We start from the raw sequence: 21,694 nt of genomic DNA on the forward strand, positions 1-21,694 counted from the left end.
CGTAAAAGGTAGTAAATTTTCCGCTAAATACAATTTCGCTACATAAAAATAGGCTGACGGAAGGGAACACGAGGGAAATATGGTCGAAATGTCACTGGATAAACTCGGTAGCGGTATTGAAACGATTCACGCGGCACCTGCGGGAAAGAGAGAGCAGCCCCTCCCGACGATTTTCTTCTTTCATGGTTACACGTCATCAAAAGAGGTGTATTCGTATTTTGGCTATGCGTTGGCTCAGGCTGGATTTCGGGTGATTTTGGCCGATGCGGCCATGCACGGTGCGCGCTATAACGGCGATGAAGCGCATCGATTGCGCCATTTCTGGGATATTTTGCAATCGAATATTGAAGAACTTCCCGACTATGTCGCGGAATATCGGCAGCGTGGCCTGATCGACGGGGAACGGGTTGGCGTTTGCGGCGCGTCACTTGGTGGAATGAGTGCGCTTGGGTGTATGGCGCGTTATCCGTGGATTACTGCGGTGGCAGCGTTTATGGGATCGGGCTATTTCTCTACGCTATCGTCCACGCTGTTTCCTCCGGTTCCTGTCGATAGTGAGGAAAATCAGGCGGTGTTGCAGACGTTAGCGAGCAAACTGGCTGATTATGATGTCACCACGCGTCTGGACGCGTTGTCCGATCGGCCGCTGCTGGTGTGGCACGGGGAAGCGGATGATGTCGTGCCTGCGGCAGAAAGCGCCCGTCTCTATCAGGCATTACAGGCACGCGATAAGCTGGCCAATCTGACGTATTTGACCGAGTCGGGTGTAGGGCATCGCATTACGCCAACGGCGCTGCAGGCGGGGGCTGATTTCTTCCGGCGGACGCTGTAATCCTGTCCTGATGGTTTAAACATCACCACGCAGAAAACTCCTGTGTTTCTTCCTTGTGTTCTTTAATCTCGGGCACTATACTTACGCGTCATTTTTTCAGCCGCACATACACACGTTCCTTGCCTCCACGGGCCGCGGTTGACCCAGACAGGAGGCTGAATAATCCGTAAGGAGCAATTCGATGCGTCATTACGAAATCGTATTTATGGTTCATCCTGACCAGAGCGAACAGGTTCCGGGCATGATCGAGCGCTACACTGCCACTATCACTGGTGCGCAGGGCACGATCCACCGTCTGGAAGACTGGGGCCGCCGTCAACTGGCTTACCCGATCAACAAACTGCACAAGGCACATTACGTTCTGCTGAACGTTGAAGCGCCGCAGGAAGCGATCGATGAGCTGGAAACAAACTTCCGCTTTAACGATGCCGTTATCCGCAGCATGGTTATGCGCGTTAAGCACGCGGTAACTGAAGCATCTCCAATGGTGAAAGCGAAAGACGAACGCCGTGAGCGTCGTGAAGATTTCGCTGAAGCTGGCGATGATGTGGATGCAGGGGATTCTGAAGAGTAATTGTTGTGGTGACGGTGAATCGTCTGGTGTTGTCCGGCACAGTGTGCAAGACGCCCATTCGTAAAGTCAGCCCGTCAGGCATTCCTCACTGTCAGTTTGTGCTTGAGCACCGCTCGACACAGGAGGAAGCCGGATTGAGTCGGCAAGCATGGTGTCGTATGCCCGTGATTGTCAGCGGACTCTCGTCACAAGCAGTTACCCACAGTATAACGGTCGGCACGCAACTTACCGTGCACGGGTTCATTAGCTGCCATCAAGGGCGCAATGGCTTGAGCAAGATAGTGTTACATGCCGAGCAGATTGAATTGATAGATTCTGGAGACTAGCCACATGGCACGTTATTTCCGTCGTCGCAAATTCTGCCGTTTCACCGCGGAAGGCGTTGTAGAGATTGATTATAAAGATATCGCTACGCTGAAAAACTATATCACTGAAAGCGGCAAGATTGTTCCGAGCCGTATCACCGGTACTCGTGCAAAATACCAGCGTCAGCTGGCCCGCGCTATCAAGCGTGCGCGTTACTTGTCTTTGTTGCCGTACACTGACCGTCATCAGTAATCGGCCACTGTCCATTAACGAGACTTTGAGAGGATAAAGTAATGCAAGTTATTCTGCTTGATAAAGTAGCAAACCTGGGCAGCCTGGGTGATCAGGTAAACGTTAAAGCGGGCTATGCTCGTAACTTCTTGGTTCCACAGGGCAAAGCTGTCCCAGCAACCAAGAAAAACGTGGAGTTCTTCGAAGCACGCCGTGCTGAACTGGAAGCCAAACTGGCTGACGTTCTGGCTGCTGCTGAAGCTCGCGCTGCTAAGATCAAAGAACTGGGTAGCGTTACCATCGCGTCTAAAGCAGGCGACGAAGGTAAACTGTTTGGTTCCATCGGTACTCGCGATATCGCTGATGCGGTAACGGCTGCCGGTGTTGACATTGCTAAGAGCGAAGTTCGCCTGCCGAACGGCGTCCTGCGTACTGTGGGTGAGCACGAAGTGAGCTTCCAGGTACACAGCGATGTCTTTGCTGCACTGAATGTCGTTGTTGTTGCTGGAGCGTAATTCACGTTTATCGTTGAATTAACACTTTAGTTAACATGTGAAACGCTGGCCTTGTGCCAGCGTTTTGCATTTTAGGGATCGGGAAATGACCTATCATTACCTACACCTAAAAGCAGGCCGGAGACCGCATGTCTGACTTGATTCATCTCATCCGTGTTTATGACGCGCACGCGCCTTTCTCTTCCCCCACTTTTCTGATTGACCGTCTGTGGCCGCGCGGTATCAGCAAATCACGTCTGGAGGGTGTTGAGTGGTTTAAAGATATCGCACCGAGCAGCAAGTTAAGGAAATGGTTTCACGCCGAGCCTGAACGCTGGGCGGAATTTGTAGATGATTATTGTAATGAGTTAACCCAGGGTACGGCGTGTGACAGGTTGCTAGCGTTACTTGAGCAGAAGCAGGCAATCACGCTGCTTTATGGCAGTAAAGATGCGCAGCACAACCATGCTATTGTCCTGCGCGATTTTCTATTGGAACGGCATGCTCGTTAGCGAGTACGAGTAAAAGCACCGCCTGCACCGCGGGTGAACCGAATCGTCTGGTTTGCCGTGGTTTCGATCTCCAGCTCTGCGACCATACCTTGTGCATTCAGCTGTAATTTGACTGCCTGACCCGCCCGTAAATTGCTGAGCGGCTTATCCCTGCCTTCCACCTGAGCCATCGCGAACACATCGCTGACTGGCAGATTGTTATCGCGAAAGAGCTGGGCCAGCGTTTGCCCCGAGGCGATCTCATACTGTCGCCACGGTGCTGATGACTGTGCTGGAGGTTCGGTGGCCGTAGGCTGATGTTGTGATGTTGAAGGCGGGTTTTCAATAATCACGGCCTGCATTGCCGCCTGATTATCTGCCTGCGTAAGGGGGACGAGCGTGGTACGGGTAGTCTGCGGGTGTTGGGCGCTGTAAGGCCAGAGCAGCACGACCAGCAGCAGTGCGATAGCGATTAAAATCCAGCGGCGATGGAGGAACGGCAGCGGTTCCATCCAGTGATAGCCATCGGGCAAATGCCAGACTTTTTGCAGTATGTTGCCAAGATGCTCGCGCAGAGAAGGAGAGGACAACTGTTCCTGCTCTTTGTGTTCCCCGTCGTTTTCTACGATTACAGCATGTGAGGGCTGCCGCTGGATGATTCGCTGGCAGAAGCGTACTAGCGTTTGATAATCCCAGGTGGTTTTCCGCTTCCTGGGCGCAATTCTGCCCATGGTGACCTCTCTTACTACGGTTTAATATAAAAACAGTTCAGTATAAAAAACAGCATCATATAAAAATGATGTCATTAACAACGCTATGCCAGTAACTAAAACTATGCCAGTAACTAGGCTACATCACTAGCCAGGCGGCGTCGGCATAAAAACCGTATTGGGATAATAATGCAATCCAGTATACCGATAATCCGCATAAGCTGACTAGTTAACGCGTTTACCTGCACTCAGGATTTTACCCCAATCCCCGTCGCTGTTATGCTGCGCTTTCAGTTTTTTACAGATTAAAAGGAACATCCATGACAACTCCTTCTTTTGATAGCGTCGAAGCGCAGGCAAGTTACGGCATCGGCTTACAAGTTGGTCAACAGTTACAGGAATCAGGTCTTGAAGGTCTGATCCCAGAAGCCCTGCTTGCTGGTCTACGTGACGCGCTGGAAGGTAATGCGCCAGCGGTGCCTGTGGATGTGGTTCATCGTGCGCTGCGTGAAATTCACGAACGTGCTGATGCGGTACGTCGCGATCGCCAACAGGTGCTGGCGGTAGAAGGCCAGCAGTTCCTGGCTGAAAACGCGCAGAAAGAAGGCGTGAACAGCACGGAATCGGGTCTGCAATTCCGCGTGTTGACGCAGGGTGAAGGTTCGATCCCGGCTCGTCAGGATCGCGTACGTGTGCATTACACCGGTCGTCTGATTGACGGCAGCGTGTTCGACAGCTCCGTCCAGCGTGGTCAACCTGCTGAATTCCCAGTAAGCGGCGTGATTCCTGGCTGGATTGAAGCGCTGACGCTGATGCCAGTTGGTTCCAAGTGGGAACTCTATATTCCGCACAATTTGGCGTATGGCGAACGTGGCGCGGGTGCTTCTATTCCGCCGTTCAGCGCGCTGATTTTTGAAGTGGAACTGCTGGAAATTCTGTAATCTCCAGACAAAAGAAAGGCGCTCACTGAGCGCCTTTCTTGTTTCTACTTAATTGCTTTTAATTATTTTTTTATTGAAGCGACATTACTCACCGCGTAGTGCGCGTGGGAACAGCAAATTGTTTTCCAGATGGATGTGTTCCATCAGGTCGGTAATGAATTCGTTGATACCGGAATACAGTGCACGCCAGGTGTTGCAGGCACCTTCCGGTGGTACGACACTGTTGGTCAGCTCTTTGACCACTTCCACATCACGTCCAGCGTCATCGTGCTCATGCTCCATCACTGAAATCGGTGCGGCAGCATTCGCGCCCATTCCCTGACTGATCATCGGGAAGAGGATGCGTTCTTCTTTCATCATATGCTGAGACAGCTCGTTATAGATGGCGGTCAGTTGGTTTGCGAGGCCGTGCGGGCAGTCGGCTTTATCGTGATGCACGCGCTCGACTTTTTCTGCCATCAGAATCAGCTCTGGCAGTTGTTCGCGGTGGCGATCGTGAAAGCGGGGAATGATGTACGCAATAATGTCGGCCAGCGGCGCTTCACGCCAGTCGCGCGCGTCAGAAGGCTGCGCGGCCAGTTTTTCTAGTTGTGCTTCCAGCTCGTCGATATTGAGATCTTTTTTGCCCGCCGCGCGGCTGAGCGTTTGCTTTCCGCCGCAGCAGAAGTCCAGATTGAGTTCACGAAAGAGTTTGGTCGCGCGCGGAATAGCGGTAGCCAGCTCACCCAGGGATTGATCGCGGTATGCCATGATGATGCCTCTCAACGAATGCAGTTTATAAATTGCATTTTAAATGCATCTTTATTCGTTGAATATACCGCTTACGAGGTAGGCGGTAAAAAGCATGCTGTGCTGACTCGTAGATAAAACGTTAAAAACGGTAAAATCATGAAAATAAGTATTTATCTGATAGTGGTGCAGAGGATTTCCCCGTATATCTCTGTCAGGCCGCAGTCGCGGTGAGCAAGGAGTTACCCTATGTTTAAGCCACTCGTCATCAGTGCTCTGTTTGTAGGAATGTTTGCGGTCATGCCAGCGCCAGAGGCTAAGGGTGCCAGCATCGATCTGATGCCCGGCGTCACGTTGAATATCGGCGAGCGTGACAGACGAGGTAATTACTGGGATGGCTATGACTGGCGCAGCGAGCGCTGGTGGCAGGAGCACCGGGGTTACCACCGTGGTGAACGTAATCAGCACGGTTACTATTGGGATGGTTGGCGCTGGCGCGATGCCCGCTGGTGGCGTGAGAGTCAGCACGACAGGCGCGATTATGATAAGCGCCGCTTTGATCCCCCTCGCTACGTTGACGATCGCGGGCCGCGTCGCGGTGATTGGGACAGACGCGGGCATGAGCGGGGGAATGGGTACTATCGCAATGGGTGGGGATCGTTTCGCGACTAGCGGATAAAAAAGCGCCGCGAAAGGGCGGCGCTTGTGAATTGGATAATGGTACGTAGAGTGTGTTGCTGAACTAGTTAGCCAGTTTTGCGGCGATGTCAGCAACGCGCTGACCATACAGCTTACCGGTCGCCAGATCGCCCGCGACCACTTCATCTGCGCTGGCGTCAGACGGCGTCTGTGCCAGCAGACCGACAGAACCACCGAGGTTATTCAAATCATCGCGTTTTGCCGCTTTGGCATTGGAAGGCAGTTGATTCAGGCTGACCCAAATTCCGCCGTGCTGTGAAGCCAGCGTTTGCAGATAAATCAGCGTGACCTGCTTGTCGCCGTTCAGGCTGGCGCTGTTAGTAAAGCCGCCAAACACTTTGTTGCTCCAACTGCGGGAGAACCAGGCTTTAGAGCTGGCATCTGCGAATTTCTTGAACTGCCAGGTTGGGCCACCCATGTAGGTCGGTGTACCGAAAATAATGGCGTCAGCGGCAGTGAGTTGCTCCCACTCGGCATCGCTGATATTTCCTTCCGCATCGATGGCAATCAGCTCGGCGTTAGCGCCTTCGGCAACGGCAGTAGCCAAACGCTGGGTGTGGCCGTAGCCTGAATGATAAATAACGACTGCTTTTGACATAACCTATCCTCTTTATTTAGCGTGTTGCAGGTCGAGGCGATAAACCGCAAAGCCCGTTTCGTCATTGCCGACGGACGTCATCGGGTACTGCGCTTTCTCTTTGATAAACGCCGTAGCTTTCTCAGACGGTGAGGTCTCAAAACGGATATCCAGCGGCGTATCGCTGACGATAGGTGCCAGACGCCAGTTGTTATCGGCCTGCGGTTTCACTTCTCCCGATTTTTGCGTTTCCGCGCTGATGTAGGCCGCCAGAACGGAGCGGTTTTCATCCGGTGAGGCGAAGGCCACGTACTTCTCACCCGTACCGGCAAATTTCTCGCCGTAGGCGCGGTAGTTATTGGTGGCGATCAGGAAGGTCGCTTTGGGATCGATCGATTTGCCGTTAAACGTCAGCGCTTTGATACGGTGTGATTTATCGTTGATTAACGCGCATTCGCTGTCGTAGCGGGCAGGTTGCGTCACATCAATCTGATAGTTGACGCCATCGATCACGTCGAAGTTATAGGTGCGGAAGCCGTCCCAGTTGAGCAGAGATTGCGGTTCACGCTTGCTTGGATCGATTTGTTTGAACTGACCCGCAGAGCATTCCAGCCACTCCTGTACCTGCTGCCCGTTAACTTTCACCACCACCAGCGTATTCGGGTAGAGATACAGATCGGCAGCGTTACGGAACGTGAGCTGGCCTTTTTCCACTTCGACATAGCTGGCTGGATCGTTTTTACGTCCACCAGCTTTAAACGGCGCAGCGGCGGAAAGTACCGGCAGATCGGCCAGATCGGGATCGCCCTGAATAAAGTGTTCCACATAGGCGCGCTGGGCATTATTGACGATCTGCACGGTCGGATCGTCCTGAATCAGCGACAGGTAGCTATACATGTTGTCTGCGGATTTACCGATCGGTTTGCTGACAAACTCGCGCGTATTTTGGTGGGCATCGGACAGTACCTTCACCAGCTTGTCGTCTTCCGCTGCCAGTGATTTCTTCTGCGCTTTGTCATAGATCGGTCTGGCTTCCGTTTTCGCCTGTTCCACCTTCCATGTGCCGCTGTCGTTATTCAGCGTGAAATCGACGACACCGAGGTGGTCACCCCATTGTCCTGGCATCACCGCAGGCACGCCGTTGAGCGTTCCCTGTTTGATGTCAGCGCCCTTGATGTTCGCAAAGTCATTGCTGGGGAAAACCGCGTGAGCATGGCCGAACATGATCGCGTCGACACCGGGAATTTGGCTGAGGTAGTAAACAGAGTTTTCCGCCATCGCTTTATACGGCTCGGCAGAAAGGCCGGAGTGAGGGATCACAATCACCAGATCGGCACCTTGCTTGCGCATTTCAGGCACCCACTTTTTGGCACTCTCCGTGATGTCTTCTACGGTAACTTTTCCGGTCAGATTAGCTTTATCCCATACCATAACCTGCGGCGGAACGAAGCCAATATAGCCGATACGCAGGGTATGCTGTTTACCGTCGCGGTCGGTGACCAATTTGTTTTCAATGTGGTAAGGCGTAAACAGCGGTTTGCCCGTTTTCGCATCCAGCACGTTGGCGTTCACATAAGGGAATTTCGCGCCGGACAGCGCCTTGTGCAGGTAGTCCAGGCCATAGTTGAATTCGTGGTTACCGATATTGCCGACGGAATAATCCAGCGTGTTCATCGCCTGATAAACCGGATGTACATCGCCTGCCTTCAGCCCCTTCGCCGCCATGTAATCCCCTAACGGGCTGCCCTGGATCAAATCGCCGTTATCCACCAGCACGCTGTTGGTGGCTTGTTCGCGCGCGGCGTGAATCAGGCTGGCGGTACGCACCAGACCAAATTTATCGGTTGGCGTATCCTTGTAATAGTCGAAGTCCATCATATTGCTGTGCAGATCGGTGGTTTCCAATACCCGTAGATCAACAGTAGCGGCATGAACGGTCGTGGCGACCAGCGTAGCAAGCAGGCTGAGTGCCAGTGAATGCTTCATTGCGTAACTCCTTGTGCGGTAATTGTCGACGCGTGAGGCGATCGGGGTGTCTTTCATATCATGATGAAGTTAAAGTGATTATCGTCTCTAAATGCTGAGGATGACATCAATAATGGCAATAATCGTAGATTGCCTCACAGATGTATAATGAATGACAGAGATGAAGTCTGCGTTACGCTATCGTCGCGTAACCGATAACGACGAGGTAGATCATGCTAGAACCTATTTGCCAACTGGCCCGTGATGCTGGTGCTGCCATTATGCAGGTTTATGACGGGCAGCATCCCGTGGATGTCGCGCACAAGAAAGATGATTCGCCAGTAACCGCCGCCGATCTTGCGGCGCATCGGGTCATTAAGGATGGCTTGGCTGCGGCGTATCCTGATATTCCTTTGCTGTCAGAAGAAGATCCGCCTGAGTGGGAAATCCGCCGGCACTGGCAGCGCTATTGGCTGGTCGATCCGTTGGATGGCACCAAAGAGTTCCTCAGCCGCAATGGCGAGTTTACGGTGAATATTGCGCTGATCGAGAACGGTCAGGCCGTACTTGGCGTGGTTTATGTACCGGTTACGGGCGTGATGTACTCCGCGGCGGAGGGTAAAGCCTGGAAAGAAGAGAACGGCCAGCGTCGGAAAATTACGGTGAAGCAGGCGCATCCGCCGCTGGTGGTGGTTAGCCGCTCTCATGCCGATAGCGAATTAAAGGATTATCTCAGCCAACTGGGTGAACACCAGACGGTGGCGATTGGGTCATCGCTAAAATTTTGTCTGGTGGCGGAAGGCGAAGCGCAGCTTTACCCACGCTTCGGGCCGACGAACATTTGGGATACGGCGGCGGGCCATGCGGTGGCGGTAGCGGCTGGGGCGCAGATTCACGATTGGCAGGGGCAGACTCTGTCTTACACACCGCGTGAATCTTTCCTCAACCCCGGTTTTCGCGTCTCCCTGTTTTAACTACTTTAGCGCTATTTCTCTTCCAGTAACTGGCGCAGCAGGGACATCACCTGCTGCACTTCCTGTCCGCTCAATGCGCCATCCTTCACGAAACGGATTTTTCCCTGTTTATCCAGCACCGCGATAGCCGAGCTCTCTGGCTGGAGCTGCCAGGTTTTCCGCACGTTGCCGTTGCTATCGACAATAAACTGCGACCACGGAAAGGCTTTCTTGTTGTCTTCAAGGCTACTGCGCACAAACATACTGGTGCCGATGATGGCATCGTCGGTATTCACGATTGTCGTCGTTTGGTAATAATCATGCGGTAGGTTAGCGGCCTTCAGTGCAGAGATGAGCGGATCGTTCATCTCTTTGGCTGAGGTGCGGCCAGCGATATGTTGTATCACCCGCACTTTTCCAGACAACTGCGCGCTGTTCCAGTTTTTATAACTAAACTGATTATTAAGGTACTGAAGTTCTCCCTTGTCTGCGACGCCAACCGGTGGAACCAATTGGTTGAGCACCAGCGTATGGGCTAAGGCTGGGAGCCCCAGCAGAGGCGTGATAGAGAGCGCGAGGAGCAGGTGGCGTATTTTTATCATGGTATGTCCTTCAATGTGGGTGGCCCGATGCGATGTCAGATATGGGAAATATCAGGCTATGGAATAAGCGTAGATTCAGGAAACTGGTCTGTCCTGCTCCGTGATAAAACGGTTTGTGCCCGAGTGCACAAAACCCTTATTTTTGAAGGTTTATACTGATGACTAAGGGTTTCCTTAAACACTACTCTGTAAAAATCTGTAAAAGCAGTTAAGAATACTGAATAGTGAGGGAACTAAATGCCGTTTTACAGTACTAACTAGCAGTATCCGTTATCTCATTAGCGCTCCAGAACCTCAGCCATGTTGGCGAAAGGGAGAGCGTAAAAAATAAAACGGGAGAGTAAAACGATGAGGATCTTCGAACGTTACAATCCTTTGAAAGTCGCCAAGTATGTGAAAACCCTGTTTCGTGGGCGGCTGTACATAAAAGGGGTTGGTGCTTTTGAGTTCGACTACGGCAAAATTCTATTGCCAAAGAAACAGGATAAGCAGCATCTTCTGGTGATGTCCGAAGTCAATCGCCAGGTCATCCGGCTTCAGGCCGAGATGGGATGAGTGATAAAGAAACGGCCCGTAGCGGGCCGTTCTGGTTTTTTATGCATGCCTTTTAGCGGTTAATCGTCGCTATCAATCTTCGCGCTTGATGAGACAATCGGGCGATCTTCCAGACGCGTCACCAGCAACTGATCGATCTTGTAGCTGTCGATATCTACCACTTCAAACTTATAGCCAGAGAAGCGCACCGCATCGGTACGTTTCGGGATTTTCCGCAGCGTATACATCATGAAGCCGCCGATGGTTTCGTAATTGCCAGAATGCGGGAAATCATCAATATTCAGCGCCCGCATCACGTCTTCTATTGGCGTACCGCCTTCAACCAGCCACGAATTTTCATCGCGCGCGACAATCTGTTCTTCCATTCCCTGACCGACGAGATCGCCCATGAGCGTCGTCATCACGTCGTTAAGGGTGATGATGCCGACGATCAGCGCGTATTCATTCAGAATAACGGCGAAATCTTCGCCCGCGGTTTTAAAGCTTTCTAACGCTTCGGACAGCGTCAGCGTATCCGGCACGATCAGCGCGGGACGAATCTGTACACCGCTACTGAGCGTCAGGCTTTGGTTTCCCAGCACTCGAATCAGCAGGTCTTTGGAATCCACGTAGCCGACGATCTGATCGATCGTGCCATCGCAAACCAGAAATTTGGAATGCGGCTGCTGGGCGATCTTTTCCTTAATGCTGTCTTCCTGCTCGCGCAGATCGAAATAGACCACGCTTTCGCGTGAGGTCATCGAAGACGGCACGGTACGGGATTCCAGCTCAAACACGTTCTCAATAAGCTCATGTTCCTGCTTACGCAGTACGCCAGCCAACGCACCGGCTTCCACCACGGCGTAAATATCATCGGATGTGATGTCATCTTTACGCACCATCGGCAGCTTGAGCAGGCGGAAAATGACGTTAGCCAGGCCGTTAAATACCCAAACCAGTGGGCGGAAAAGTAACAGACCGAAGCGCATGGGGTTGATTATGCGTACGGCAACAGCTTCCGGCGCAATCATACCAATGCGTTTCGGGGTGAGATCGCCAAACAGAATAAACAGACTGGTGACGAGTACGAATGAGCAGATGAAACTGACTTTATCTGCGGCTTCGGGTGACATGAAGCGTTCAAACAGTAGGGAAAACGTCGGGGAAAATGCCGCATCGCCGATGATACCGGCCAGAATCGCGACGGCGTTGACGCCAATTTGAATCACGGTAAAGAAGATGCCCGGTGTTTCCTGAAACTTGAGCACCAGATCGGCATTGAGGTTTCCCTCATCGGCCATCAGTTTGAGTTTAATTTTACGGGATGCCGCCAGCGAGATCTCGGAAATCGAGAAAAACGCACTGATGGCAATCAGAAAAAGAATCAGTAATAGACTGTTTAACATAGTTTTTGCTTTAGGTAAGTTTTTGCATGAACCGAAAGTGGCACAGCGACTCTCAGAAAAGTGAACACAGTAAAGTGAACACATTATGATCATTATTGAAGGCTATAACCGGGCAACGATCCGCCCGGTTCGGACGCAGTATAGCAGGAGCGGTGAAATTACCGCCAGTGGTCAACGCTGAGGAGGCAGACAGATGCCGATGCCGCCTAATCCACAGTAGCCGTTCGGGTTCTTGTACAGGTATTGCTGGTGCTCGTCTTCCGCGTAATAGAACGGACCCGCAGACTCTATTTCTGTGCTGATGGCGCGGTTGTCACCGTTCTCCCTCATCGCCTGCTGAAAGCGTTGAAGGCTTTCCTGCGCTGCCTTTTCCTGTTCGGGCGTGAGCGTATAGATAGCAGAACGGTACTGACTGCCGATATCTCCGCCCTGACGCATACCCTGCGCGGGGTCGTGATTTTCCCAGAACAGCTGTAGCAGTTGCTCGTAGTCGATCACCGCGGGATCGAAAACGACACGCACCGCTTCGGCATGATCGGTCTGCCCGCTGCACACTTCACGGTAGGTCGGGTTGGGCGTGTAACCGCCAATGTAACCCGCCGCCGTGCTATAGATCCCCGGCTGTTGCCAGAACAAACGCTCTGCGCCCCAGAAGCAGCCCATCGCAAAAATCGCAACGGACATCGAGTCTGGCACATGTGTCATGGAATGTTCATGAACGACATGCAGCCTGGCGACTGGCATGGGGGTGGAACGCCCTGGTAAAGCATCGGATTGCGTAATCCGCCGTGTCTTATCAATTGAATTCATCACGTTGTTAACTCCAGCTAGACTGGGTAAATAACCCGTTTTCATGGAAAGCATAACCAAGAAGCATGTGGCTGTCTTGATATCTTCATGGTGTTTAATGTTAAGGTAATGTGTATCTGTAATGCCTCCTACGGATATTTTTAGGTGAAAATCTATTCTTAAGCTGAAAAATTAGTATTTATCACTAACATCATGCAAAGTTGGTGGGAGATTTCGGCGCTGCGTGGCGGATTGTCCGGTAAGCGTACCGCGACGGTCGTCAATGCGGTGGGCGAAGTGATAAAAGCCATGCTATAGGTTTTAGACGACAAGGTTTTAGGTGACAGACCGATTTATCAGGGAGCTCAGTGACTATTTTCATCTCAACGAAAAGTTTCATTGGAAAAAAAAGCGTTACCGAGCAAAAAGGCATAGCAGTACAAAAGAATAGCTTTGCTGGCTGTGGGGCGCCACGATACCGGATTCTTGGCCTGATGTGCGCGCTGCTGATGCTGGCCCCAGAGTGCCTGGCGGCGAATGTGCGTCTGCAAGTCATGGGGCTGGAAGGGCAGTTACAAAAAAATGTACGGGCACGCTTATCTACCATTGCGACCGATGAGATCAATGCCGACGGGCGTTTCCGCTCACGCGTCGATGAAGCGATCCGTCAGGGATTGCGTGCGCTCGGCTACTACGATCCACAGATTGGTTTCGAATTCCGGCCTGCCGTTAATGGCGGACGACCCGTATTGATTGCCACCGTCACTCCCGGTGAACCGGTAAAAATTGCTGGGGTGAACATCACCCTGCGCGGTGGTGCACATGACGATAAAGACTACCAACAACTAGTTAAAGACGATCGCCCCGAAATCGGTTCAGTATTGAACCACGGTGATTTCGATCGCTTTAAAAGCGGGCTGAACGGTTTGTCATTACGCAAAGGCTATTTTGATGCGCGCTTCCAGCAAAGCCAGCTCGGCGTGATGCGGGAAGAGAGAGAAGCGTTTTGGGATATCGATTTTGATAGCGGTGAACGCTATCGCTTTGGCGCCGTACATTTTCAGGGCGCACAAATCCGCGATGATTACCTGCAAAATCTGGTGCCGTTTCATGAAGGCGATGCCTACACCAGTGAAAATCTCGGTGAGTTAAACCGCCGTCTTTCTGCGACAGGGTGGTTTAACTCTGTCGTGGTGTCGCCTGATTTTGACCAGTCGAAAAGTTCTAAGGTGCTGCCGCTGGAAGCCGTGGTGACGCCGCGAACCCGTAACCGGATTGAAACCGGTGTTGGCTATGCCACGGATGTTGGCCCCCGCTTTAAAACGACCTGGAATAAGCCTTGGGTGAATTCACGGGGCCACAGTCTGGAAAGCAGCCTGAGCGTGTCCGCGCCGGAGCAATCACTCGATTTTAGCTACAAAATCCCCTTGCTGAAGAACCCACTCGAGCAGTATTACCTGCTACAAGGTGGTTTCAAACGCGAAGATCTCAACGATACTAAATCCGATGGCACCACGCTGAACGTGGCGCGCTACTGGGATCTCTCCAGTGGCTGGCAACGGGCGATTAACCTGCGCTGGAGCCTCGACCACTTTACGCAAGCAAGCGTGACGGATACCACGATGCTGATCTATCCGGGCGTCAGCATTAACCGAACTCGCCAACGCGGCGGGCTGATGCCAGTGTGGGGCGATACGCAACGTTATTCTATCGATATTTCCGACACCACCTGGGGATCGGATATCGATTTTGCTGTGGTTCAGGCACAAAACGTCTGGATTCGTACGCTGGCGGATAAACACCGCTTTGTCGCGCGCGGCAATCTGGGCTGGATTGAAACCAATAATTTCTCCCGCGTCCCGCCTTCACTGCGTTTCTTTGCTGGTGGCGATCGCAGCATTCGTGGGTATAAGTACAAATCTATTTCGCCGCGCGACAGCGACGGCAAACTGACAGGTGCGTCCAAGCTGGCGACTGGCTCGCTCGAATACCAATACAACGTGACGGGAAAATGGTGGGGCGCAGTTTTTGTTGATTCAGGTGAAGCAGTGAATGACATCAAACGGAGTAACTTCAAGACCGGCACGGGCGTTGGCGTACGCTGGGCCTCGCCGATTGGTCCGGTAAAACTCGATGTTGCTATGCCGATCGGCGATGCAGAGAAGAAGAACGATGTTCAGTTCTATATCGCGCTGGGGCCTGAATTATGATGGATGAGAAAAACGAAAAAAAAGCTCATGATCCGGTAGCGGAAAAAAACGTCTCGCACGACAACGCGCCGACAACGCCCGCGCGGAAAGGGCGCGGGTGGAAAAGAGTCGGCATGGGTTTTGTCGCCTTCTTACTATTTCTCGTTGTTGGGCTAGGGTTGCTGGTGGGAACCACACCGGGCCTGCATCTGTTGCTGAATACCGCCGCACGCGTGGTGCCGGGGCTGGACATTGCTAGCGTGAGCGGCGGCTGGCGTGATTTAACGCTGAAAAACGTCAGCTACGAAATGCCAGGCGTGACGGTAAAGATCGATGAATTTCATCTCTCGCTCGCGCTGGGCTGCTTGCGTAAAAGTCAACTGTGCATCAATGACCTCTCGGCAAACCGCATTGATGTGGTTGTGGATTCCACAGCCTTGCCTGTGGCGGCAGAACCACCGCCGCCTTCAACGCCAGTAACGGAAATTTCAACACCCTTCCCGATTTCATTGCGTCAGTTAACGCTCAGCAACGTTCAGGTTACCGTGGATGATACGGCGATTTCACTGGGCGAGTTCCGCACCGGCATGCAGTGGGAAGGGCGCGCGTTGACGCTGCTACCGACTACAATCAGCGCGCTGCTGGTGGCCTTGCCGAAGACCCCCGTCGATGTGCTGGAAGATGGCAAAGTGACGGCGGCGGAAATGGCGTCTGTCGTCAAAGAAACGGTGCAGAGCGTGCGTGATGCGGCCGAGCAAGGCTCCTCGCAAACGCTTCACATTGATAACGCGCTGGCCGCAAACAATACCGTCGCGGCAGCCACCACCACGACACCGATACCGACGGCGTCGACATCCAAAGCAGATAATGATTCTGACAAGCCTGCCGTGCCTGAACAGCCATTGGGTGAACGCCTTAGCGAGCTGTTCTCCAAACCGCTATTACCTGATTTACCGCAGTTCACGCTGCCTCTGGATCTGAATATTGTCGAGATTCACGGTGAACAGCTACGGCTGACGGGCGATCAGGACATTTTGATTAATAACCTTTTCGTACAGGCATCGACCCAGCAACAGCATTGGCGTCTGGACAAGCTGGTCGTGCAATCGCCACAGGGTGGATTGAATGTGCGCGGTGAAGCGACACTCAGCGATAGCTGGCCCGTCTCGCTGACAGCAAACGGCGTGCTGAATGTCGATCCGCTTAAAGGTGAAACGCTGAAACTATCGGTCAATGGCGGCCTGCGCGAACAGTTGAATGTGGCGCTGAACCTCTCCGGGCCCCAGCGTGCGCAGTTGGATCTGCAAACTCAACTGGCGGAAGCCGGGCTGCCGCTGGCGTTGACGCTGCAAACCGAACGCGTGCGCTGGCCGTTGACGGGCGCGACGCAATATCAGGCTGACAACGTCAAGCTGCGTTTTAACGGCAAAGCGACCGACTATGCGCTGTCGCTGCGAGGCGATCTGAGCGGCGCGGAGATTCCTCCCGCAACGCTGCTGCTCGATGGTAAAGGCAGCGAGCAACAGTTTACGCTGAGCCGCCTGCGGCTGGCAGCATTGCAGGGCAATGCCGATCTGAGTGCGCTTATCGACTGGAGCAAAGCCATAAGCTGGCGCAGTGAGCTGGTGCTGAACGGGATTAACACGGCGAAACAGTGGCCTGAATGGTCAGCTAAAGTAGACGGCAAGATTACGACGCGCGGCAGCATCTATGGCGGTAGCTGGCAGTTACAGGTGCCAGAATTGCGTCTGGACGGCAACGTGAAAGCGAATAAGCTCACGGCCAGAGGCGAACTGCGCGGTAACGCGGCGGGCCAGTGGACAATTCCAGCGCTGAATCTGGCGTTAGGCCGCAACCAACTGAACGTCAAAGGCGACCTGAGCGACGAGTGGCAGTTGGATGCGGACATTAATGCGCCGTCGTTGGACGGCATCTTGCCCGGTCTGGCAGGACGCGCCATCGGCGCACTCAAACTCCGAGGCAATCTGCGTGAACCGCGGATGCTGGCGGATATCACGGCTTCTGGACTGCGTTGGCAGGCGATGACGATTAGCAGTGTGAGGGTGGAAGGCGATGTGCGCGCCGAGCAGCAGATTCAGGGCAAGCTGACCGTACGCCTCGAAGCACTGAAGCAAGAAGGCTTGAATATTGCGCTGCTGACGCTGGATGCCGGCGGTAACGAGAAACAGCACCAGCTTCGGTTGACTATGCAGGGCGAACCGGTCGCGGGGCAACTGGCACTTTCGGGCAGTTTCGATCGTCAGGAACAGCGCTGGCGCGGCACGTTGAACAATACCCGCTTCGACACGCCAGTGGGTGAATGGCGTCTGACGCAGGATATGGCGCTGGATTACTTGAATGCGCAGCAAAAGATCACCATCGGCACGCACTGCTGGCGGAATCCGAATGCAGAGCTTTGTGTACCAAAAGCGATTGAAGCCGGACCGAGCGGACAGGCGAGTATTCGACTAAACCGCTTCGATCTCGCCATGCTTAAACCCTTCCTGACGGCGGATACGGTGCTAGCCGGGACGTTCACCGGTGGTGCGGATATCAGCTGGCAGGCGGGGCAAGGTTTACCGCAGGCGAAAGTGTCGCTGGTGGGTAACGGCGTCAGCGTTCGCCAGCAGATGCGGGGCAACACGCTACCGATTGATTTCGATACCTTTACGTTGAATGCTGGGCTCGACCGCGGTCGGGCGCAGCTCGGCTGGCTGATGGCGATTCGAGAGAACGGACGCTTCAGCGGTGATATTCAGGTGACAGATCCACAGGGTCGACGCAATCTCGGCGGCAGCGTCACGATCAACACTATTTCACTGGCCTTGCTCAACCCTGCGTTGAGTAAAGGAGAAAAAGCGGCGGGGATACTCAATGCGAACCTGCGTCTGGCAGGGAATGCGGCGCGTCCTCAGCTCTTCGGCCAGATGGTGCTGGAGCGGGTGGACATTGACGGCAACTGGATGCCGGTCGATCTGACCAACGGGCGGCTGGCGGTGAATTTCAATGGGATGTCGTCAACGCTGCAAGGCTTCCTGAAAACGGATAACGGGCAGTTGAACCTCGGTGGGAATGCGGACTGGTCGCAGCCTGATGCCTGGCGTGCGCGCATTGCGGCGAAAGGCCAGAAGCTGCGCGTGACGATTCCGCCGATGGCGCGGCTGGATGTCTCTCCGGATATGGTCTTCGAGGCCACGCCGCAGTTGTTCGCGTTAAACGGGTCGGTCAGTATTCCGTGGGCGCGCATTATGGTTAAAGACATGCCGGAAAGTGCGGTGGCGGTGTCATCGGATGAAGTGATGCTGGATGCCCAGCGCCAGCCGCCGAAGAAAGCCAGCGCCGCGATTCCGATTAACAGCAACCTGACGATCCGTGTTGGTAATGATGTGCAACTGGATGCGTTCGGGCTGGCGGCACGCCTACAGGGTGACCTGAAAATGGTTCAGGACGAGCGCGGATTAGGGCTGAACGGCCAGATCGACATTCCATCTGGCCGCTTTAAAGCCTACGGACAGGATCTGATCGTCCGCAAAGGGCTGATCCTATTCTCCGGCCCGCCGGATCAGCCGATCTTGAATATCGAAGCTATTCGTAACCCAGACAACACGGCGAACGACGTCATTGCCGGCGTGCGCGTCACCGGCATGGCCACGACACCGAAGCTCGAAGTCTTCTCCGATCCGGCCATGTCACAGCAGGAAGCGCTCTCTTATCTGCTGCGTGGGCAGGGTTTGGACAGCGGCGGAGCAGATAGCTCGGCAATGACCTCAATGTTAGTCGGTTTAGGGGTTGCACAAAGTGGTCAAGTTGTGGGTAAAATCGGCGAGGCCTTTGGCGTAAGTAATTTAGCTCTGGATACACAGGGTGTTGGCGATAATTCTCAAGTTGTCGTCAGCGGCTACGTCCTTCCGGGTCTGCAAGTAAAATATGGTGTTGGCATATTTGATTCTTTGGCAACGTTAACGCTGCGTTATCGCCTGATGCCAAAGCTATACTTGGAAGCGGTGTCTGGCATTAGCCAGGCATTAGATGTGCTCTATCAGTTTGAGTTCTAGCGATGCGAATTATTGTTTACGGCAGTTTACGACGCAAACAGGGAAACAGTCATTGGATGACAAATGCGCAATGGTTAGGGGACTGTCAGCTCGCGGGTTTCGAGCTGTACGATCTCGGCCATTATCCGGCAGTCGTACCTGGTAATGGAGAAATCCATTGCGAGGTCTATCGCATTAGTTCGTCGATTTTGACAGAGCTGGATGCCTTGAAGCGAGACGGCCACGAATACCAACGTGAGCTGATTCGTACGCCTCTGGGCAGTGCCTGGATCTATCTGTACAAACACCCTGTTGTAGGGCTGACGCGTATTGCCAGCGGTGACTGGCTAAAGCGCAGCGAAGAAGATGAAGAAGAGGCTTGAGGCCGAGTAGCCAATCAAGTCATGGTCGCCATAAATAAAAACACCGCGCAAGGCGGTGTTTTTGATTATGCGATATCTTGAGCCCGTAAGGGCTTTAATGCATATCGTGTGGCGCTTATTTGTTTTTCGCGCGCTCGAAGGAAGCAACGATCTCGGCTTTCGCCGCAGCAGCGTTATCCCAACCTTCCACTTTCACCCACTTGCCTTTTTCCAGATCTTTGTAGTGTTCAAAGAAGTGGCCGATCTGTGCACGCAGCAGTTCAGGCAGGTCGTTAACGTCTTTAATATGATCGTATTCTTTGCTCAGCTTGCTGTGTGGAACGGCAACCAGCTTGGCATCTTCGCCCGCTTCGTCAGTCATTTTCAGCACGCCAACAGGACGGCAACGGATCACTGAGCCCGGTTGCAAGGGATACGGGGTCGGAACCAGAACGTCAACCGGGTCGCCATCCAGAGACAGCGTGTGGTTGATGTAGCCGTAGTTGCATGGGTAGAACATGGCCGTAGACATGAAACGGTCTACAAACAGCGCACCGGTATCTTTATCAATTTCATATTTGATCGGATCGGCGTTCGCGGGAATTTCAATCACTACATAGATATCTTCCGGCAGATCTTTACCCGCCGGGACATTGTTCAGACTCATGTCGGTTTCCTTCTCTTAAACCTGAAATAGCGTGGCCGTCATTATAGCCAAAAAGCGTTTAATGTCCCTGATTTTTAGCGTGTGCAAGGCGTGATGCGCTTGCGCGAGTCGTTTAAGTAAAAATACGTTCGTTACTCAATGTCTTCCGGCAATGAAAGACATCCTGTCTCTCACCGGAGGTCAGCCTTTGGCTGGTCAAATTCGTTCCCGACGAATTTGTCACTGCGTCGTCGCCTTCACGCAACTCGAATTATTTAGGGGAATTTTTTTGTCTTATTCTTCGGAGGGCGTCTGTTCGTCTTCTGGCTGCTTCTTCTTGCGTAGCCTATTCCAGATTTTACTTTCCTGCCCGCGCCAGAGGCGTTGGATATTGTCATGATGGCGCATCAGTATCAGGCAAGAGAGCATCGCGACGGGGAAGGTAAACTGTGGCTTGAACCACCAGACATAAAACGGCGCGATGAGCGCACTGACAATCGCACCTAGCGAGGAATAACCGCTCAGCAGCACGGTCAGTAGCCAGGTGCCGGTCATCAGGCCGGTCAAATCCCAGCCGATCGGTGCAATGGCACCCAGCGCCGTTGCCACACCTTTGCCGCCGCGAAAGTGGAAAAAGACGGGATAGATATGGCCGAGGCAGGCAGCGATAGCGGTTAGCCCGAGATACAGCGGGGCAACGCCCAGCGCGTAAGCGGCCCAGACTGGCAGCATGCCTTTCAGAACATCAAACACCAATACGGTTGCAGCGGCCGCTTTGCCGCCAATACGCAATACGTTAGTGGCTCCGGGGTTCCCAGAACCATGCTGGCGCGGATCGGGCAGCCCAGTAATTCTGCAGAACAAAATCGCACTGGAAATAGAGCCACACAGATACGCGATTAACATCATACCAAGCGCGGTAACACTCATAACGCTATTCCGTTTAGTTTGTATAGAGAGACGTTTAATAAGGGTCGTTTTACTCTTCTTATCTGTGGATAATACGCACATTCCGTCGGAAGTGGTATCCGACAGCGACAAAAACAGAGAATGGCGTGATGGATATCGTATTTATTGAAGAACTTACTGTAATCACAACTATTGGTGTTTACGATTGGGAACAGACCATTCAGCAGAAACTGGTGTTCGATATCGAAATGGGCTGGGATAACCGTCAGGCAGCCGCCAGTGACGATGTGAATGACTGCCTGAGCTATGCCGATGTCAGCGAGGCGGTGATTGGCCACGTGGCAAACCAGCGCTTTGCTCTGGTGGAACGCGTTGCCGAAGAAGTCGCACACATGTTGATGCAGCGCTTCTCGACTCCCTGGCTGCGGATCAAGCTCAGCAAGCCTGGGGCCGTCGCGCAGGCGCGGCAGGTTGGCGTTATCATTGAGCGCGGCACGCGATAAATCTGATTTAACAGAAGAAATACTGATTTACGTGCAACTAAACCGTAACCCAAATAGTCTATAAGCCAGTTATACCCGTCATACTTCAAGCTGCATGTGCGTTGGCTGCGCTACTCGGCCCACTTACGTGGACCTCGCCCCGTTGGGGCCGCTGCAAGCAGCGTTCAAATCTGCCTATGGCAGATTTGTCGCTCACCCGAATCACTTACTTGAGTAAG

23 protein-coding genes are annotated in these 21,694 nt (G+C 53.1%); 14 read left to right on the forward strand and 9 right to left on the reverse strand.

Annotated elements, in window-relative coordinates:
- Positions 1–79 precede the first annotated feature (79 nt).
- From yjfP to DMB82_RS04280, 6 genes are all read left to right on the forward strand, one after another.
- Positions 80–832, forward strand: coding sequence for an esterase (yjfP, locus tag DMB82_RS04255; protein WP_116162443.1), 753 nt, complete (start codon positions 80–82; stop codon positions 830–832).
- Between the two features lie 181 nt (positions 833–1,013).
- A complete protein-coding gene (rpsF, locus tag DMB82_RS04260) occupies positions 1,014–1,406 on the forward strand; it encodes a 30S ribosomal protein S6 (protein ID WP_005974793.1) in 393 nt (130 codons plus the stop codon).
- Positions 1,407–1,411: 5 nt separating this feature from the next.
- The gene (priB, locus tag DMB82_RS04265; RefSeq protein WP_015841576.1) at positions 1,412–1,732 is read left to right on the forward strand and encodes a primosomal replication protein N; all 321 of its coding nucleotides are present in this window, start codon (positions 1,412–1,414) and stop codon (positions 1,730–1,732) included.
- Between the two features lie 4 nt (positions 1,733–1,736).
- Positions 1,737–1,964: a 30S ribosomal protein S18 gene (gene rpsR / locus DMB82_RS04270; protein WP_005974788.1), complete on the forward strand. Its 228-nt coding sequence runs from the start codon at positions 1,737–1,739 to the stop codon at positions 1,962–1,964.
- 41 nt (positions 1,965–2,005) lie between these two features.
- Positions 2,006–2,458 carry a 50S ribosomal protein L9 gene (gene rplI / locus DMB82_RS04275; RefSeq protein ID WP_102117464.1) on the forward strand — a complete coding sequence of 151 codons (453 nt, stop codon included), beginning with the start codon at positions 2,006–2,008 and terminating at the stop codon, positions 2,456–2,458.
- Between the two features lie 128 nt (positions 2,459–2,586).
- On the forward strand, positions 2,587–2,949 hold the full coding sequence (locus tag DMB82_RS04280; protein WP_116155208.1) for a DUF488 domain-containing protein: 363 nt from the start codon (positions 2,587–2,589) through the stop codon (positions 2,947–2,949).
- Here the strand turns inward: DMB82_RS04280 and DMB82_RS04285 are convergent.
- Complete coding sequence (locus DMB82_RS04285) at positions 2,946–3,659, reverse strand: LysM-like peptidoglycan-binding domain-containing protein (protein ID WP_116162441.1); 714 nt, start codon at positions 3,657–3,659, stop codon at positions 2,946–2,948. The two genes, DMB82_RS04280 and DMB82_RS04285, sit on opposite strands and share 4 nt — an antisense overlap.
- Positions 3,660–3,958: 299 nt before the next feature.
- Between DMB82_RS04285 and fklB the strand changes: the two genes are divergently transcribed.
- Positions 3,959–4,579, forward strand: a complete 621-nt coding sequence (gene fklB, locus DMB82_RS04290) for a BamJ family beta-barrel-assembly machinery protein (RefSeq protein WP_010279036.1) — start codon at positions 3,959–3,961, stop codon at positions 4,577–4,579.
- Positions 4,580–4,663: 84 nt separating this feature from the next.
- Here fklB and ytfE read toward each other — a convergent pair whose 3' ends face one another.
- On the reverse strand, positions 4,664–5,329 hold the full coding sequence (gene ytfE, locus DMB82_RS04295; RefSeq protein ID WP_116162439.1) for an iron-sulfur cluster repair protein YtfE: 666 nt from the start codon (positions 5,327–5,329) through the stop codon (positions 4,664–4,666).
- A gap of 228 nt (positions 5,330–5,557) precedes the next feature.
- Between ytfE and DMB82_RS04300 the strand changes: the two genes are divergently transcribed.
- Positions 5,558–5,980, forward strand: a complete 423-nt coding sequence (locus tag DMB82_RS04300; RefSeq protein ID WP_116155884.1) for a DUF2502 domain-containing protein — start codon at positions 5,558–5,560, stop codon at positions 5,978–5,980.
- Positions 5,981–6,050: 70 nt separating this feature from the next.
- Here DMB82_RS04300 and DMB82_RS04305 read toward each other — a convergent pair whose 3' ends face one another.
- Both DMB82_RS04305 and DMB82_RS04310 read right to left on the reverse strand, forming a co-directional pair.
- Positions 6,051–6,605, reverse strand: coding sequence for a flavodoxin family protein (locus DMB82_RS04305; protein WP_116155885.1), 555 nt, complete (start codon positions 6,603–6,605; stop codon positions 6,051–6,053).
- A 12-nt stretch (positions 6,606–6,617) separates the two neighbouring features.
- Positions 6,618–8,570: a bifunctional 2',3'-cyclic-nucleotide 2'-phosphodiesterase/3'-nucleotidase gene (locus DMB82_RS04310; protein ID WP_116162437.1), complete on the reverse strand. Its 1,953-nt coding sequence runs from the start codon at positions 8,568–8,570 to the stop codon at positions 6,618–6,620.
- 212 nt (positions 8,571–8,782) lie between these two features.
- Here DMB82_RS04310 and cysQ point away from each other — a divergent pair, with 212 nt between their 5' ends.
- Entirely contained in the window at positions 8,783–9,523 is a 741-nt protein-coding gene (gene cysQ / locus DMB82_RS04315; protein WP_116162435.1) for a 3'(2'),5'-bisphosphate nucleotidase CysQ, read from the forward strand.
- A gap of 11 nt (positions 9,524–9,534) precedes the next feature.
- On the opposite strand, the gene DMB82_RS04320 is transcribed toward cysQ, so the two are convergent.
- Positions 9,535–10,104 (reverse strand): YtfJ family protein, encoded by a 570-nt coding sequence (locus DMB82_RS04320; RefSeq protein WP_116155888.1) that lies wholly within the window; start codon positions 10,102–10,104, stop codon positions 9,535–9,537.
- 348 nt (positions 10,105–10,452) lie between these two features.
- On the opposite strand from DMB82_RS04320, the gene DMB82_RS04325 reads away from it, so the two are divergent.
- Positions 10,453–10,659, forward strand: coding sequence for a DUF1107 domain-containing protein (locus DMB82_RS04325; protein ID WP_005974755.1), 207 nt, complete (start codon positions 10,453–10,455; stop codon positions 10,657–10,659).
- A gap of 59 nt (positions 10,660–10,718) precedes the next feature.
- Here the strand turns inward: DMB82_RS04325 and paeA are convergent, their stop codons facing one another.
- Both paeA and msrA read right to left on the reverse strand, forming a co-directional pair.
- Positions 10,719–12,044 (reverse strand): polyamine export protein PaeA, encoded by a 1,326-nt coding sequence (gene paeA, locus DMB82_RS04330; RefSeq protein ID WP_102117473.1) that lies wholly within the window; start codon positions 12,042–12,044, stop codon positions 10,719–10,721.
- Between the two features lie 171 nt (positions 12,045–12,215).
- Positions 12,216–12,854 (reverse strand): peptide-methionine (S)-S-oxide reductase MsrA, encoded by a 639-nt coding sequence (msrA, locus tag DMB82_RS04335; protein ID WP_102117474.1) that lies wholly within the window; start codon positions 12,852–12,854, stop codon positions 12,216–12,218.
- A 473-nt stretch (positions 12,855–13,327) separates the two neighbouring features.
- Here msrA and tamA point away from each other — a divergent pair, with 473 nt between their 5' ends.
- Genes tamA through DMB82_RS04350 form a run of 3 tightly spaced genes read left to right on the forward strand, consistent with a single transcriptional unit; the run spans position 13,328 to position 19,439 of the window.
- Positions 13,328–15,043, forward strand: coding sequence for an autotransporter assembly complex protein TamA (tamA, locus tag DMB82_RS04340; RefSeq protein WP_116155898.1), 1,716 nt, complete (start codon positions 13,328–13,330; stop codon positions 15,041–15,043).
- On the forward strand, positions 15,040–19,077 hold the full coding sequence (gene tamB, locus DMB82_RS04345; RefSeq protein WP_116162433.1) for an autotransporter assembly complex protein TamB: 4,038 nt from the start codon (positions 15,040–15,042) through the stop codon (positions 19,075–19,077). The genes tamA and tamB overlap by 4 nt, the downstream gene beginning before the upstream one ends.
- 2 nt (positions 19,078–19,079) lie before the next feature.
- Positions 19,080–19,439 carry a gamma-glutamylcyclotransferase family protein gene (locus DMB82_RS04350; protein WP_102117476.1) on the forward strand — a complete coding sequence of 120 codons (360 nt, stop codon included), beginning with the start codon at positions 19,080–19,082 and terminating at the stop codon, positions 19,437–19,439.
- A gap of 115 nt (positions 19,440–19,554) precedes the next feature.
- Here DMB82_RS04350 and ppa read toward each other — a convergent pair whose 3' ends face one another.
- Both ppa and plsY read right to left on the reverse strand, forming a co-directional pair.
- Complete coding sequence (ppa, locus tag DMB82_RS04355; protein ID WP_102117477.1) at positions 19,555–20,085, reverse strand: inorganic diphosphatase; 531 nt, start codon at positions 20,083–20,085, stop codon at positions 19,555–19,557.
- Between the two features lie 273 nt (positions 20,086–20,358).
- Positions 20,359–20,994 (reverse strand): glycerol-3-phosphate 1-O-acyltransferase PlsY, encoded by a 636-nt coding sequence (plsY, locus tag DMB82_RS04360; RefSeq protein ID WP_102117479.1) that lies wholly within the window; start codon positions 20,992–20,994, stop codon positions 20,359–20,361.
- A gap of 128 nt (positions 20,995–21,122) precedes the next feature.
- Here plsY and folB point away from each other — a divergent pair, with 128 nt between their 5' ends.
- Positions 21,123–21,476 (forward strand): bifunctional dihydroneopterin aldolase/7,8-dihydroneopterin epimerase, encoded by a 354-nt coding sequence (folB, locus tag DMB82_RS04365; protein ID WP_102117480.1) that lies wholly within the window; start codon positions 21,123–21,125, stop codon positions 21,474–21,476.
- Positions 21,477–21,694: the final 218 nt, after the last annotated feature.

Source organism: Pectobacterium aquaticum (assembly GCF_003382565.3).
In the GTDB taxonomy this organism is placed as follows: Bacteria; Pseudomonadota; Gammaproteobacteria; order Enterobacterales; family Enterobacteriaceae; genus Pectobacterium; species Pectobacterium aquaticum.